The sequence below is a fragment of the Campylobacter massiliensis genome (genome assembly GCF_014253065.1).
GTDB lineage: Bacteria > Campylobacterota > Campylobacteria > Campylobacterales > Campylobacteraceae > Campylobacter_A > Campylobacter_A massiliensis.
This window is the reverse complement of sequence record NZ_JACLZK010000001.1, coordinates 1324157-1336982: the sequence shown is the minus strand read 5'-3', so window position 1 is coordinate 1336982 and position 12826 is coordinate 1324157. Positions and strand designations below refer to the sequence as shown.

15 protein-coding genes are annotated in these 12826 nt (G+C 48.3%); 3 read left to right on the top strand and 12 right to left on the bottom strand.

Going from position 1 to position 12826, the window contains the following annotated elements:
• Positions 1 to 9: 9 nt before the first annotated feature.
• Positions 10 to 492 (bottom strand): type II 3-dehydroquinate dehydratase, encoded by a 483-nt coding sequence (gene aroQ / locus H7R39_RS06400; protein ID WP_185898439.1) that lies wholly within the window; start codon positions 490 to 492, stop codon positions 10 to 12.
• A gap of 91 nt (positions 493 to 583) precedes the next feature.
• On the opposite strand from aroQ, the gene mqnF reads away from it, so the two are divergent.
• The 3 genes from mqnF (at position 584) to H7R39_RS06385 (ending at position 3041) form a co-directional block, all read left to right on the top strand.
• A complete protein-coding gene (gene mqnF / locus H7R39_RS06395; RefSeq protein WP_185898438.1) occupies positions 584 to 1807 on the top strand; it encodes an aminofutalosine deaminase family hydrolase in 1224 nt (407 codons plus the stop codon).
• A 160-nt stretch (positions 1808 to 1967) separates the two neighbouring features.
• Positions 1968 to 2837 carry a signal peptide peptidase SppA gene (sppA, locus tag H7R39_RS06390; RefSeq protein WP_185898437.1) on the top strand — a complete coding sequence of 290 codons (870 nt, stop codon included), beginning with the start codon at positions 1968 to 1970 and terminating at the stop codon, positions 2835 to 2837.
• A 15-nt stretch (positions 2838 to 2852) separates the two neighbouring features.
• Positions 2853 to 3041 (top strand): hypothetical protein, encoded by a 189-nt coding sequence (locus tag H7R39_RS06385; RefSeq protein WP_185898502.1) that lies wholly within the window; start codon positions 2853 to 2855, stop codon positions 3039 to 3041.
• A gap of 814 nt (positions 3042 to 3855) precedes the next feature.
• Here H7R39_RS06385 and thiF read toward each other — a convergent pair.
• The 11 genes from thiF to H7R39_RS06330 form a co-directional block, all read right to left on the bottom strand.
• Positions 3856 to 4710 carry a sulfur carrier protein ThiS adenylyltransferase ThiF gene (gene thiF, locus H7R39_RS06380; RefSeq protein WP_185898436.1) on the bottom strand — a complete coding sequence of 285 codons (855 nt, stop codon included), beginning with the start codon at positions 4708 to 4710 and terminating at the stop codon, positions 3856 to 3858.
• Positions 4711 to 4757: 47 nt separating this feature from the next.
• Positions 4758 to 5849 (bottom strand): bifunctional diaminohydroxyphosphoribosylaminopyrimidine deaminase/5-amino-6-(5-phosphoribosylamino)uracil reductase RibD, encoded by a 1092-nt coding sequence (ribD, locus tag H7R39_RS06375; RefSeq protein WP_185898435.1) that lies wholly within the window; start codon positions 5847 to 5849, stop codon positions 4758 to 4760.
• Between the two features lie 290 nt (positions 5850 to 6139).
• On the bottom strand, positions 6140 to 7471 hold the full coding sequence (locus tag H7R39_RS06370; RefSeq protein ID WP_185898434.1) for an acetyl-CoA carboxylase biotin carboxylase subunit: 1332 nt from the start codon (positions 7469 to 7471) through the stop codon (positions 6140 to 6142).
• Positions 7471 to 7923 carry an acetyl-CoA carboxylase biotin carboxyl carrier protein gene (accB, locus tag H7R39_RS06365; RefSeq protein WP_122862452.1) on the bottom strand — a complete coding sequence of 151 codons (453 nt, stop codon included), beginning with the start codon at positions 7921 to 7923 and terminating at the stop codon, positions 7471 to 7473. The genes H7R39_RS06370 and accB overlap by 1 nt, the downstream gene beginning before the upstream one ends.
• A gap of 157 nt (positions 7924 to 8080) precedes the next feature.
• Positions 8081 to 8740, bottom strand: a complete 660-nt coding sequence (locus tag H7R39_RS06360) for a molybdate ABC transporter permease subunit (protein ID WP_185898433.1) — start codon at positions 8738 to 8740, stop codon at positions 8081 to 8083.
• A gap of 176 nt (positions 8741 to 8916) precedes the next feature.
• Positions 8917 to 9618 (bottom strand): molybdate ABC transporter substrate-binding protein, encoded by a 702-nt coding sequence (gene modA, locus H7R39_RS06355; protein WP_185898432.1) that lies wholly within the window; start codon positions 9616 to 9618, stop codon positions 8917 to 8919.
• 109 nt (positions 9619 to 9727) lie between these two features.
• The gene (locus H7R39_RS06350) at positions 9728 to 10378 is read right to left on the bottom strand and encodes an energy-coupling factor ABC transporter ATP-binding protein (protein ID WP_185898431.1); all 651 of its coding nucleotides are present in this window, start codon (positions 10376 to 10378) and stop codon (positions 9728 to 9730) included.
• Positions 10375 to 11022, bottom strand: coding sequence for a cobalt ABC transporter permease (locus H7R39_RS06345; RefSeq protein ID WP_185898430.1), 648 nt, complete (start codon positions 11020 to 11022; stop codon positions 10375 to 10377). Before H7R39_RS06345 ends, H7R39_RS06350 begins: the two co-directional genes overlap by 4 nt.
• Positions 11019 to 11471, bottom strand: coding sequence for a hypothetical protein (locus H7R39_RS06340; protein WP_185898429.1), 453 nt, complete (start codon positions 11469 to 11471; stop codon positions 11019 to 11021). Before H7R39_RS06340 ends, H7R39_RS06345 begins: the two co-directional genes overlap by 4 nt.
• A complete protein-coding gene (gene cbiM / locus H7R39_RS06335; protein ID WP_185898428.1) occupies positions 11465 to 12052 on the bottom strand; it encodes a cobalt transporter CbiM in 588 nt (195 codons plus the stop codon). The genes H7R39_RS06340 and cbiM overlap by 7 nt, the downstream gene beginning before the upstream one ends.
• Positions 12053 to 12799, bottom strand: coding sequence for a DUF4198 domain-containing protein (locus H7R39_RS06330; protein WP_185898427.1), 747 nt, complete (start codon positions 12797 to 12799; stop codon positions 12053 to 12055).
• Positions 12800 to 12826 lie beyond the last annotated feature (27 nt).

The window sequence follows — 12826 nt, the reverse complement described above, 5'->3', positions numbered from 1 at the left end:
CGCCCTATCTTACTCCGCTTTTTCTCTCACGGCCCTTAAAGCTTTTATCTGCTCGAAAATTTGCAACATTGCGATCATAGCTAGGTGGTAGCCCACAGGCCCAAAGCCAACGATCTGTCCCGCAGTTACCGGCGCTATGAGGCTTTTTTGGCGGAATTCTTCACGGCGGTGGATGTTGCTGATATGCACCTCGATGACCGGAAGTCCGACGGCTGCGATAGCGTCGCGGATCGCGATAGATGTGTGCGTGTAGGCGGCAGGGTTTATGATGATGCCGTCAAATTCGCCGAAGCACTCTTGGATCTTATCCACTAGTTCGCCCTCGAAATTGCTCTGAAAAAACTCGATCTCGATGCCGTTTTGCTCGGCAAAAAGCTTCATCTGTCCGTGGATATCCTCCATCTTCATCGAGCCGTAGATATCGGTCTCGCGCGTGCCCAGCATGTTGATATTTGGGCCTTGGATGACCATTAGTTTAGATTTTGTTTCCATTTTTAGCCTTTTAAAAGATTTAAATTTAGCCTTGATTATACATTTTTTAAGCTAAATTTTCGCTACAATCACGAAAAATAGGAGCTTAAAAATGATCATCGTTAAACCAAAATTTACAATGCTATGCGACGAAAATTTTACCGTTTTAGAGGATGTGGCGGTTGCTTTTGATGAGCGTATCCAGGCGGTTGCAGAGGCCGAGGAGCTGCGCAAAAGATACGAGGGCGCGCAGTTTTTCGAGTATCCGGACGCCGTTTTGGCGCCGGCCTTTATCAACCCGCACGTGCATCTGGAGTTTAGCGCGAACAAAACCAGCCTCATTTACGGCGATTTTTTAGAGTGGCTTAGCTCGGTCATCGCCTCTCGCGGCGCGCTCTCGCAGGCGGCAAACGAGGCCGTCATCGCCGCTGCGATAAAAACCATGCAGCGTAGCGGCGTGGCGAGCTTCGGAGCGGTTTCTAGCTTTGGCGGGGATTTGGACGCGTGCGCGAACTGCGGCGGCAGGGTCGTGTTTTTTAACGAAATTTTAGGCACGAACGAAGCTGCGCTGGAGCAAAGCTTGGCAAATTTCACCGCCCGCTTTGAAGCGTCGCAAAAGCGCAAAAGCCCGCTTTTTACGCCCGCGGTTTCGGTACATTCGCCCTACTCTACGCACCCTGTTTTAGCCGCCGCTGCGCTAAATTTAGCTCGCAAGCGGGAGCTGGTCGTCTCGACGCATTTTATGGAGAGCGAACACGAAAAAAACTGGCTAGAGCAAGGCGCTGGCGGCTTTAAAGAGTGGCTGGGCAAATTTAACCCCGCCGCGCGTCCGCTTTATACGCCAAGCTCGTTTATAGCGATGTTTACGGGCGTTCGCACGCTCTTTACGCACTGCGTTTGGGCGGATGATCTTTCGGGCTTTGACCGCGAGCTTCATAGCCTCACGCACTGCGCGGTTTCAAACAGGCTGCTTAGCAAACGCACGCTAAATTTACGCGCCGCGCTGGATGCCAGAGTGAGCATAAATATCGGCACGGACGGCCTTAGCTCAAATATGAGCCTAAATTTCCTTGACGAGCTGCGGGCAAATTTGCTCATTCACGCCGAATTTGATCCGCTAGATCTTGCTAAAATCTTGCTTCTAGCATCGACAAAAAACGCGGCAAAGGCGCTAAATTTGGACGCAGGCGAGATAAAAACGGGTAAGCTAGCCGACCTCGCTCTCTACGGCGGTTTTGCAGACGCCGACGCGGCGCAGCTACCGCTCATGCTCGTTTTTCACGCGAGGGGCTGCAAGCGGCTATTTGTCGGCGGCGCGAATGTAAATTTAGAGTAAAATTTGAAGCCGAATTGTACGGCTTAGACCCTGGAGTGGCAAAATAAAATACCAAATTTAAACTCAAATTTGACGCCCGCCCCAAATCCGGCCCGCTAGCTAAATTTATAAATTTAAATGGTAAAATGCGCCCCGATTTTAAATGAATTAAAGGAAAAAAATGGGATTTTTAAGGTTTATTTTCGCGCCGATCGCGGCGATTTTTAGGTTCATAAACACCTATTTTAAGGCGATGCTGTTTTTACTCATCGTATTTTTGATATTTTTTAGCGGCAAAGGCGAGAGCGTAAATCCGCCCAACCTAACCCAGATCAACCTATCGGGCGCGATCATGGATGCGGGCGAAGCGCTAGAAAAGATCGAGGCCGCACGCAAGGACGGCAACATCAAGGGCGTACTGCTTTATATCGATAGCCCGGGCGGCGCGCTGGCGCCTAGCGTCGAGCTACATCTCGCGGTCAAAAATCTACGCGCCGCAAAGCCCGTGGTCGCGTATGCGGGCGGGTCGATGACGAGCGGCAGCTATTACGCAGGTGCGGGTGCGGACAGGATTTTGGCAAATCCGGGCGCATTTATCGGATCGATCGGCGTGATAATGCAAGGCGCCGACGCCAGCGAGCTAGCGGCTAAAATCGGCGTCTCGCAGCAAGTCGTAAAGGCGGGCGAGTATAAAGAGGCGGGGACGTTTCTACGCCCGTGGAGCAAAATCGAACGCGAGCAGCTGCAAGAGCTCGTAAACGCCAGCTACGAGATGTTCGTAAGCGACGTGGCGGCCGATAGAAATCTAGACGCAAACAAAAGCAAAGAGTGGGCAAACGCGCGGGTATTTCTCGCCGGCGATGCCGCAAAACTCGGGCTTATAGACGAGGTGAGCGATTATTATTCCGCGCGCGCCGAGCTAGAAAAGCTAAGCGGCGTGGCCAAGCCCGTCTGGGCAAAGCCGTCCGTCTACGAAAAAGCGATACAAAAATTTATAAATCAAGGCGCAAACTCGCTTATCTCGGCGTTTTTTGAAGCTAAGGCGAGGTAAATTTAAAGGCGCACCGTGAAAATAATCTCGAAATTTAAAGACAACTACGACTTTATGGTATCAAAATACGGCCTTGACGAGATGCTAGTCTACGACCGCAGAAACTCGGCTCTCGTAAGCGCGGACGAGCTATGGAGCCTTAGCGAGGCTGATAAGCCATTTTTAGCACTACAAAGTGCACGCAAGCAAGGACGGCAAGCTTAGTACTGATTTTTATGCGGGCGAGGATCTGCCGCGTCTGCTACACTCCGTGATTTTTATCGGCAAAAACTTGGTTCATATTTTCGCCGCTAGGGTAAAATTTACACAAGTTTAGATTTAAAAAGGAAGACAAAGCGACTAAAGAGTTGCGTTTTGATCGTAAGGTTTTGACGTTTGACGATAAGTTTCGCGCCTATATCGTTTCGTATTTTTGAAAAAAACGACGACTAAGCTACGCGGGAGTGCGTTTTAAACTGCGTGAAATAGCCTCTAGATTTTCACGAAAATCCGATAAAAGATATCTCTCGTAGCGATCAATCCGCAGCTTAGCGCGATGGGGCTTTATCTGGACGCTGATTTCGTCTGGCAGAGTTTAGTTGATTTTTATCCGCCCAAAAGAACGCCCAAGCCTCCATAGGCATGGTCCCAAACGAGGTAAAAATCGCCGGCAAGGGCTTTGACGTAAAACGCTCGTTTCGTCCGAAGATGAAGTAGCGTAGGTAAAATTTGACTTCTTCTTAGGCGCGCGCTCATTTGGATTGAATCTCACGATAAAATTTTAAACAAACTTCGGTAAAGTCCGCTAAACGCAAACAACTAGCCAAGAAATCAGGCTAGTAAATTTAGTCAAATTTTATATAAATTAGACCAAATTTACAAAATTTTATACTACAAATAACCGATTTGCTAGCTAAATTTGATGCTACAAAACGCAAGCCATTGACTTTGTCGCAACGAAATTTACTCAAATTTAACGCAATCAAAAACACGCTAAAGCTAAATTTGAGCGCAAGCTAAAAGGTCGCCGCCGACAAATTTAAACCTCCTCAAGCCCCATCAAAAGCCTGATAGCAAGGTTTGCCTCGTGATTTGCGCAGATCGCCACGCGCGCGGCCATGAGCCCCTGCCCTACGCCCGCAGCATTTTGCAGATCGCCGCACAGATAGACGTTTCGCGCGAATTTGACCGTTTTTATGAGGTTTGAGCTAAAGTACCCCGCCATGCCCGACGCGCCGACGATCTTTTTATCCCGCAGGCTCGCGCCCGCCTCGTTTACCATCATCGCCTTGCCCGCGACGTTGTCAAAGGCCTCGCAGATGACGCCGCACGGCGCGAAAATCTCGGCGACGTTGCTTGCGTCTAGCGTCACGTCGTGCGTCACGACCTCGACGAATGGATTTACCTCAGCGATGAGCTCTTTTAGCGCGTCGGTTTTTTTCATACCGATGTGGCGGACGAAGTACTGCTGGCGGTTTAGGTTGCTAGGCTCCACGACGTCAAAGTCGGCCAGCACGAGCTTAGCGACTCCCGTGCGGGCTAGGCTTAGCGCGATATTTGAGCCAAGGCCGCCAAGTCCCGCCACGCCCACGCAGCCGCTAGCTAGCGCCGCGTTTAGCTCGGGGCTGTTTCTGGAGGCGATCATGGCTTTTAGCACTTCTCGCCCAGGCATCGCGCCGCGCCTGATAAATACGACGTTTGAGCCATCTTTTAGCTCCAAATTTTCCTTCGTCGCAAAGCCATCTAGGATAAAGATATCAGGCTCGCTCGCGTTAAATTTAGCTAGAAATTTATATATCTCGCCGTTTTTATCGCCAAGAGCCTCGTTTTTTAGCTCATCCATCGTGTTTGCCGCGACCTGAAATTTCGCTCCGTTTAGCGTTATCTCTTTCATTTATCTCCTTTAAATTTACAAAATCATTTGGCTAAATTTGACGCGATCTAGCCCAAATCCCGCTCAAATTTATACCACCCGTAAACGTCGCCGTCAAGCTCGCCGTGAAATAGCGGCTTGAGCTTTAAATTTAGCCTTACCGCTGGCGCATCCAAAAGCTCGCTCGAGCGGTAGAGTAGCAGCCATTTTACGCGTTCGTCTAGGGTTTTTAGCGCGTTTTCGCCGCCCTCAAACATCGTTAAGCGCGGCGCGAAAGCTTCATTTATATCGCTTGTTACGCGCACACTCCTGCCCGCCACGCCAAAAAGCAGTATAGACGCGTCAAACTCGCACTCGCGCGAGTAGATCATCACGTTTGGGTTTTTGCCGCCCTCTATCAGCCTGGTATCGAGCCTCGGGCGATCGGCACGGACGGTGGCGCCTCCGATAACTAGCAGCTCGGCCGCGCTGCGAAGGCGGTGAGAGTGGGTGCGGCTGGCTAGATTTGAGATGATTTTGCTCTGCGCGGTGCCGACTGCGACGCCATTTGCGCTAAGAGCGAGCTTGAAAAAGCTAAAATTCCCCCTCTGCCACGCTAGAAACGGCTCAACCAGATCGTCCGCCTGCTGCCGTAGTACGTCAAATTTGACCGCTACGCCGCCGCTTTGCAAGATATGCGCGCCGCCACTAGCCACGGCGTTTTCATCGCCTCTAGCGATAACGACTTCGGCAAATTTTAGCTGCCTTAAAAGCTCGGCGCAAGGCGGAGTTTTGCCGCGGTGAGCGCAGGGCTCGAGCGTCACGTAGGCCTTGGCGCCTTTTAACATATCGCCGTGATTTTGCAGGATGTATTCATACGTGAAATTTGGCTCCAAGTCCGCATTTTCAAGCTCTGCGGCGTTTTCAAATTTGACGCCCAAGGCCGCATGATACTCGCGTAAAAAATTGCTCAAAAACGCCTCGCACTTTTGGCAGAGCGCCAAGAGAATCGCGCTTGGCTCGGCGTGCAAAAAGCCTGCCTTTTTATGCGTGGCGACCGAGAGTAGCCTGCCGCCGGCATCTAAAACCGCGCAACCGACGGCGGGATTTGGGTAGGTTAAAATTTGAAACTCCCAAGCCTTTTTTATGGCTAGAGACATGTAAAATTCGTCGTTTATCATCGCTTTTGCCTAGTTAAATTTTGGGGTATTATACTAAAATTTGCGCGGCTAGTTTTTAAATTTGACGCCCGTATTTTACTGGCTAGCCCGCCAAACCCGCACCTTTAAGACGTCAAATTTGATCTAGTTTGTGATATTAACGCTGCACGGATAAGAGCTTTATAAATTTGATATTTTAAGTAAGAGTAAAGTGGCACGGGTTTTGCCGATAAATTTAAATGTAAAATAGTCGCACCGAAGCAAATTTAAACTCGCTTCGGTGCGCAAACCGCCTCGCTCTGGCCGCAAATTTAGCGGCGAGAGAGGTAGTTGGTATCGTAGTTGTTGTCGATGAAGTCTTGGTTTTCCATCATCGCGATGTGGAAGTCGCGCGTGGTCTTGATGCCGCCGATGATGAGCTGCTCGAGCGCGACCTTCATCTTGTGGATGGCTCTGTTTCTATCGGTGTCCCAGACGATGAGCTTGCCGATCATGCTGTCGTAGTACGGCGGGATCGAGTAGTCCTGATAGATGTGGCTGTCCATGCGCACGTTTCGGCCGCCTGGGCAGACGTATTTTGTTATCTTGCCGGGACTTGGCGTAAACGTGTTTGGATCCTCGGCCGTGATGCGGCACTCGATGGCGTGGCCTTTTAGAGTGATGCTTTCTTGCGGCGGTAGCGCCTCGCCCTGGGCTACTTTTATCATTAGCTCGATGATGTCTAGGCCGCTTACCATCTCGCTCACGCAGTGCTCGACTTGCAGGCGCGTATTCATCTCGATGAAGTAGAAATTTAGATCCTTATCGACCAAAAACTCAAACGTTCCCGCTCCCTCGTAGTCAATCGCTTTTGCCGCGCGGATCGCCGTTTCGTGCAGTCTGGCGCGAGTGTCGTCGTCTAGTAGTATCGCAGGACTCTCCTCGATCAGCTTTTGGTGGCGGCGCTGCATAGAGCAGTCGCGTTCGCCGATGTGTAGGACGTTGCCGTGGCTGTCGCCGATGACCTGAACCTCGATGTGGCGCGGGTTTAGGATGTATTTTTCCATATACATCGTTCCGTCGCCAAACGCGCTCATCGCTTCGCTCTCGGCCGACCAAAACGCCTTTTCGATGTCCTCTTCGCGCTCGACTACGCGCATACCGCGTCCGCCGCCGCCGGCTGCGGCTTTTAGGATGACCGGATAGCCGATTTTTTTAGCTAACTCTTTGGCCGACTTCGTATCGGCTACGGCGCCGTCAGAGCCCGGGATCACGGGTACGCCAGCGCGCTGCATCATCTGCTTTGCTTTGCTTTTATCGCTCATTAGCGCCATCGCGGCTACGCTAGGACCGATAAATTTTAGCTTGTGGTGCGAGCAAATTTCGACGAAATTTTGATTTTCGCTGAGAAATCCGTAGCCCGGAAATATCGCGTCAGCTTCGCTGATCTCGGCCGCGCTGATTATGGCCGGGATATTTAGGTAGCTGTCGCTTGAGCGCTCCTTGCCGATGCAGATCGCCACGTCGGCGTATTTGACGTAGAGCGCGTCTTTATCGGCCGTGGAGTAGACCACGACGGCTTCTTTGCCCATTTCCTTTATCGTTCGCAATGCTCGCAGCGCGATTTCGCCGCGATTTGCGATTAAAATTCTTTTTATTTCCATCAAATTTTCTCCACGCCAAATAGCGGCAAGCCAAACTCGACTGGCTGACCGTCTGATACGAGCAGTTCGGTGATCTGGCAGTCAAATTCGGCCTCGATCTCGTTCATTATCTTCATAGCTTCTATGATACCCACGACGTCGCCTTTTCTCACGCGCTGACCGACCTTTACAAACGGCGCCGCACCAGGGCTCGGAGCAGTGTAGAAAGTACCGACCATAGGCGATTTTATGCTGTCTTTTGGAGAATTAGCAGGAGCTTTGACCTCTGAGCTTACCACAACGTTTACCGGAGTCGGAGTCGGGGCGGGAGCTTGGACGACGGGCTTTGGCAGCTCGCAGCAGTCGGCGAATTTTTCAAGCTCGACCTCAAAATCCCCGCTTTTTACTTTTATGCGGTTCATATCCATCTCGTTAAAAAACTCGATCAGCTCTTTTATGTCTTCTTTTTTCATAGAAATTTCTCCTAAATAGTTAAAGTTCAAAACTTCTTATTGTAGCAAAAAAATAATGAATTTATGCTCGTAAAGGCGTATTTTGTTTTTACGCTCGGGGTAAATTCGGGGCATTTGCCTCTTTAAACGTTTAAAATAGCAAATTTACGACGCCAGTCTATTTTTTGGTTCGCTCGAGAAAATTTATAAATCCGAAAAGCGCCAAGCTAAGCACGACCAAAATCACGCTCAAAATGAGCGCGCGGCCGTTTTCGCCGTCGTAAACCGCATTATAGATCGCAAGCGAAACGGTGTCGGTTTTGCCTACGATGTTTCCGCCTAGCATCAGAGTGATGCCAACCTCGCCAAGGCCGCGAGCCAGAGCCAAAACGAGCGCCGAAACAACGCTTTTAAAGACGTTTGGGACGAGGATAAAAACGGCGATCTCAAAGCGATTTTTGCCTAGGCTTTGACCTGCTTCGATTAGGCTTTTAGGCAGGCTTTCAAGCGCGCTTTGAACGGGCTTTACAAACAGCGGCAAGCCCGCTAAAAACGAAGCGATAACGAGGGCTGAAAAGCTAAAAACGATCTGTAAATTTAGCGCCTTGCCGATCACGCCGTTTCGCCCCAAGACGTAAAGTAGCAAAAATCCCGTAGCAATCGGCGGAAAAATGAGCGGAAACATCACGGCCGCTTCCAAAACGGCCTTAAACCTGCCGCGGTAAAACGCCAAAAAATAAGCCGCGCCAAGCCCCAAAAATAGGAGCAATACAAAGGTTGCGGCAAGCGTTTTGGCGCTTAAAAGCAGCGGATGAACGAGCCAGGTAAGTTCCTGCAAATTTTTCCTTTTTTGAGTTAAAATTCACTTTTTGCCCAAACGAAATCTAGCGAGTAAATTTTAGCGTTTTTGTTAAATTCGACGTCAAATTCGAGCGGTTAAAATCGTCAAATTTTGCTCCCGTAAAGCAGAAATTTGACGGTAAATTTAACCGAGCCAAAAGCCATTAATTTAAATTATTTTAGCCCGAATTTAGCGAAAATTTCCTTCGAGCGAGGAGTTTTTATCTCGTCTATAAATTTAGCGCACGCCTCGTTACCTTCGCACGCGGGGAGTTTTGCCGCAGAGATGAAAACGGGACTATAAAGCGCCTCGTCGATGTAAATCACGCTGCCAAACTCGCCCTCTCTAGCCACGGCCTCGGTCGAGTTGATAAAGCCCGCGTCTACTTCGCCGTTAGTGACGTAGGCGACTACTTGCGGTACGCCTGCAACGGGTAGCATTTTAGGCGCTAGATCGGCCTCTAGTCCCGAGTTTTTCAAAAACTCCGTCGTTCTCACGCCGTAGATCGCTTTTTTGGCGTCGGGCATCGCGATTTTGGCGAGATTTTTTAGCTCAGATACGTCTTTTATCTGCTTGCCTTTTGGCGTGACTAGCACCAAAGCACCCTTGCCGATGCGCTCATAGGCCTTTATATCAAGGTCCGTTTTCTTTAAAAACGCCTCGTCGCCCACGATCGCAGCCATCTTGCCCTCTTTTGCCTGGATGGTTATCTGGCCCAAATTTGCAAACGCGCCCTCGATCAGCACGCCGTCTTTTTTGAGATTTTCTATCACTTCAGTGACGGGTTTTTTGTATCCGCCGCCAGCGCCCACGAGCAAATTTTCGCCGCCGAATGCGACCGCGGCCGCGATAGAAATAAGTAGTAATTTTTTCATAAAATTCTCCTTTGTAATAAAATTTAGTAATTTTATGAAATATATTATTATACATTGATAAATTTTGCTGTTTTCGGAGCTTTTTTAAAGAAGTATAAATAAGGATATTTTATATCGGCTCTAGTCCGTTTTTTGTCAGGCGGTACATTACGCTTGCTACGTCGCTTATAAATTCCTTGTCGTGAGAGACGATTATCTGCGTGACGTCGAGGGATTTTAAGATAGCGGCTATCCTTGCTTGCATCTGTGCATCAAGCGCGGTCGTAGGCTCGTCAAGTAGTAAAATTTTAGGCTTAGCTACCAGTATCCCCGCTAGCGCGACGAGCTTTTTCTCGCCTCCGGAGAGGTTAAACACTATCTCGTCTTTTAGGTGCCAAATTTCAAGCTCGCGTAAAATTTTCTCGGCTTTTGCCCTAGCCGGCTCTTTGTCCTCGCCGCGGCTAAGTAGCGAAAACATCACGTCATCAAGTACGCTAGGGCAGATGAAACAATCGTTGCTTTCTTGAAAAAGATAGCCCATGTCGCGGCGAAACTGCTTGTACTCATCAAGGTTTGAAATTTTATGGTGAAAAAGCTCGATATAGCCGCCGCAAGGCGATTTGAGCCCCGCCATTATCTCTAGCAACGTGCTTTTACCGCAGCCGTTTGGGCCTATGAGGGCGATTTTGTCCTTGTGCGTCGCGTTTAAATTTAGATTTTCAAAAAGCGTTCTTTCGCCTATTTTGGCGCAGACGTTTTTTAGGCTTATCGTGCAGCTCATATCAGGACTCCTAAACTAAAAATATAGCAACACGCCGTCAAAGCGATTATAACGGCGTCTTTTGCGCCTATTTTGAGGCCTTTAGCTCCGTAAAGTTTACCCTCAAAGCCTCTACAAACAAAGGTTTTTTCAAGAACGCTGGCCTTATAAAACGCTTCCAAAAAAAGCATAGCGACTAAATTTGCGTAAATTTTATAGGTAAAAAGCGAGGTTTTAGGCTCAAATCCGCGAACTTTTAGAGTCTTTTTTAGTCTTAAAAATATCGTTTTAAGATCGGCCGTAAATTTAGCGCTAAAATAAAAAATCGCCGTTAGCTTATCGCCCAAATTTAGCGACGAAACCGCAAGCGCGATACTAAAATAATCGCTCCTATAAAAAGCCAGCCGCCCAAAAAGTATGATCAAATTCGACCTTATAAATATCAGCTTTGCAAGCGCGTATTCTTCGTAAAGAACGAGGCTTAAAACGACTAAGATTATAAAAATATTTAGTTTAAAAACGGATTTTAAAATTTCAAAAAGATTTTTAAAATTTAAAATCGCTAAAAAGATCACGGGCGCGATAAAAATAGCGTCCGTAGCGCTTGAAAGCGAGACTCTGAAACTAAAAAAAGTAAAGCAAATGAGCAAAACGGATAGGTTCATTTGCCTCTTTTTACTAGATAAATTCCGCCGAAAAACAGCCCGATTCCCAAAAACGCAAGGATAAATTTAAGCGCGTAAGCCCAAAAATCCTCCTCGCTTTCGTCAAATTTGACCTTTGATACATCGTTTGACGCGTTACTTCCGGCGCTTTTTAGCTCGTCTTTGTTTGCGGTAAATTTGATCCTTTTTTCATGCGCCAGTCCGCCGTCGATCAGGATTTCAAATTCATCTGCGGGGATTTTGGCTCTAGCAAAGCCGTTTTCATCTGTTTGCGCGCCTCCTATCCGGGTGCCGTCTTTTATAAAAGATACGGGGCAGTTTTTACAAGGGGAATTTCCGTAAAAGTAGCTTTTTATCTCGATAAATTCGCCATCTTGCTTTGCAAAGCCTTTTAGAGAGTGCGCGTTTAGGAAGCTTGCAAAAAGCACGATCAAAAATATTTTTAGCAAATCAAAAGATCCTTTTTGACCCTATAAATAAAAGAAAGCGCAAAAAGCGAGATGATCCCCTCAAGCGCCATAAGGGCTAAATTTGAAGTAAAAACAAGCGCGGCCACGGGCGTAAATTCTTTACCGTTTAAAACAAGCGTCAAAGAGAGCAAAACCGAGGAGCAAAGTATAGGCAAAAACCCAATCAAAAACCAGAAAAAGGGCCTATAGCGCTTAAAAGATAGCTTTAAAAGATATGGGCTAAGAAGCGCGGGAGAAGCGATGATGAGCAAATTTACGCCAAGCGCGCTCAGGCCGCCGTAACCAAAAAGCAAAGCCTGAAAAAACAGCGCGATAAAAATAGCCAAAACCGCGTTTGCACCCAAAAACGCCCCCGCAAGGCCGCTTAGCACGAGATGTATCGACGTGACGCCGATGGGCACGTGGATAAAAGACGCCATAAAAAACATCGCGCTGACGGCCGCTACCTTGGGTATCTCGCTCGTTTTTAGCTTGTAAATCAAGCTATACACCAAAACTACGCAAATGACCGAGCAAGGCACGATGATCTCGGGTTTTAAAACGCCTTCGCTAATGTGCATTTATTTATACTCTTTGGTTTGCACCCAGATGACGGCTCCAAGCTCCACGGGATACTCTTTGCCCTCGTGTTTTATCTTTTGATCGTCGTCTATCAGCGCGGCAAATCCCCACCAGCCCTCAAGCGGCATCGCAAAGCTAAATTCGCCCTGCTCGTTAGTGTTTACGACCTGCGTCACGTGCGCATCGGACGGAGCTTTTAGCCCTTTAGCGTTATAGTACTCTACCTCGACGGTTACGTTTTTAGCGCGTTTTCCTTTATAGTAAACCACGCCTGAAAACAAATTTCCCTTATAAAGCCCATATGGACGCGTTAGCGGCACTATCTCGGCTTTTAGCCCGGCCGGTTTATCCCAGCCCTCGCCGTAGCCGTAGGCATCGACGACGGTTTTTGTTATATGCCTTATAAATTTATCCTCCGCAGGCTCGAAATAGGGCTTTGGATCCATATAAAACTGATAGATGCCAGGCTCTTTTACGTCGTAGCTAGCCGTAAAGTAGCTAAATTTATCCTCTTTAAGCTCTTTTAGGTCTTTTATCGCCTCTTTTTTACCGTTTATAAAAACGCCCGCCTCGTTTGGAAGGGCTAGGTTCATCATATCGCCCTCAAAAGGATGGGTAAATTTGTAAGTGATCTGCAAATTTGCCTCTTTCTCATCGTCCACGGTCGAATTTGACGGTACGACCATACCAAAATGCGCATAAGCGCTAACGCCTAAAAGCATAAGCGCCAAAGACTTGATTTTCATTTTTGCTCCTTTTGAAGGTGTTTGGTA

Excerpts from the sequence above, each read along its gene's own strand:
- thiF (WP_185898436.1), bottom strand. The coding sequence starts at position 4,710 with ATGAAAGAGATAACGCTAAACGGAGCGAAATTTCAGGTCGCGGCAAAC.
- sppA (WP_185898437.1), top strand. The coding sequence starts at position 1,968 with ATGGGATTTTTAAGGTTTATTTTCGCGCCGATCGCGGCGATTTTTAGG.
- H7R39_RS06350 (WP_185898431.1), bottom strand. The coding sequence starts at position 10,378 with ATGAGCTGCACGATAAGCCTAAAAAACGTCTGCGCCAAAATAGGCGAA.
- mqnF (WP_185898438.1), top strand. The coding sequence starts at position 584 with ATGATCATCGTTAAACCAAAATTTACAATGCTATGCGACGAAAATTTT.
- H7R39_RS06345 (WP_185898430.1), bottom strand. The coding sequence starts at position 11,022 with ATGAACCTATCCGTTTTGCTCATTTGCTTTACTTTTTTTAGTTTCAGA.
- cbiM (WP_185898428.1), bottom strand. The coding sequence starts at position 12,052 with ATGCACATTAGCGAAGGCGTTTTAAAACCCGAGATCATCGTGCCTTGC.
- H7R39_RS06330 (WP_185898427.1), bottom strand. The coding sequence starts at position 12,799 with ATGAAAATCAAGTCTTTGGCGCTTATGCTTTTAGGCGTTAGCGCTTAT.
- aroQ (WP_185898439.1), bottom strand. The coding sequence starts at position 492 with ATGGAAACAAAATCTAAACTAATGGTCATCCAAGGCCCAAATATCAAC.
- ribD (WP_185898435.1), bottom strand. The coding sequence starts at position 5,849 with ATGATAAACGACGAATTTTACATGTCTCTAGCCATAAAAAAGGCTTGG.
- accB (WP_122862452.1), bottom strand. The coding sequence starts at position 7,923 with ATGAAAAAAGAAGACATAAAAGAGCTGATCGAGTTTTTTAACGAGATG.
- H7R39_RS06370 (WP_185898434.1), bottom strand. The coding sequence starts at position 7,471 with ATGGAAATAAAAAGAATTTTAATCGCAAATCGCGGCGAAATCGCGCTG.
- modA (WP_185898432.1), bottom strand. The coding sequence starts at position 9,618 with ATGAAAAAATTACTACTTATTTCTATCGCGGCCGCGGTCGCATTCGGC.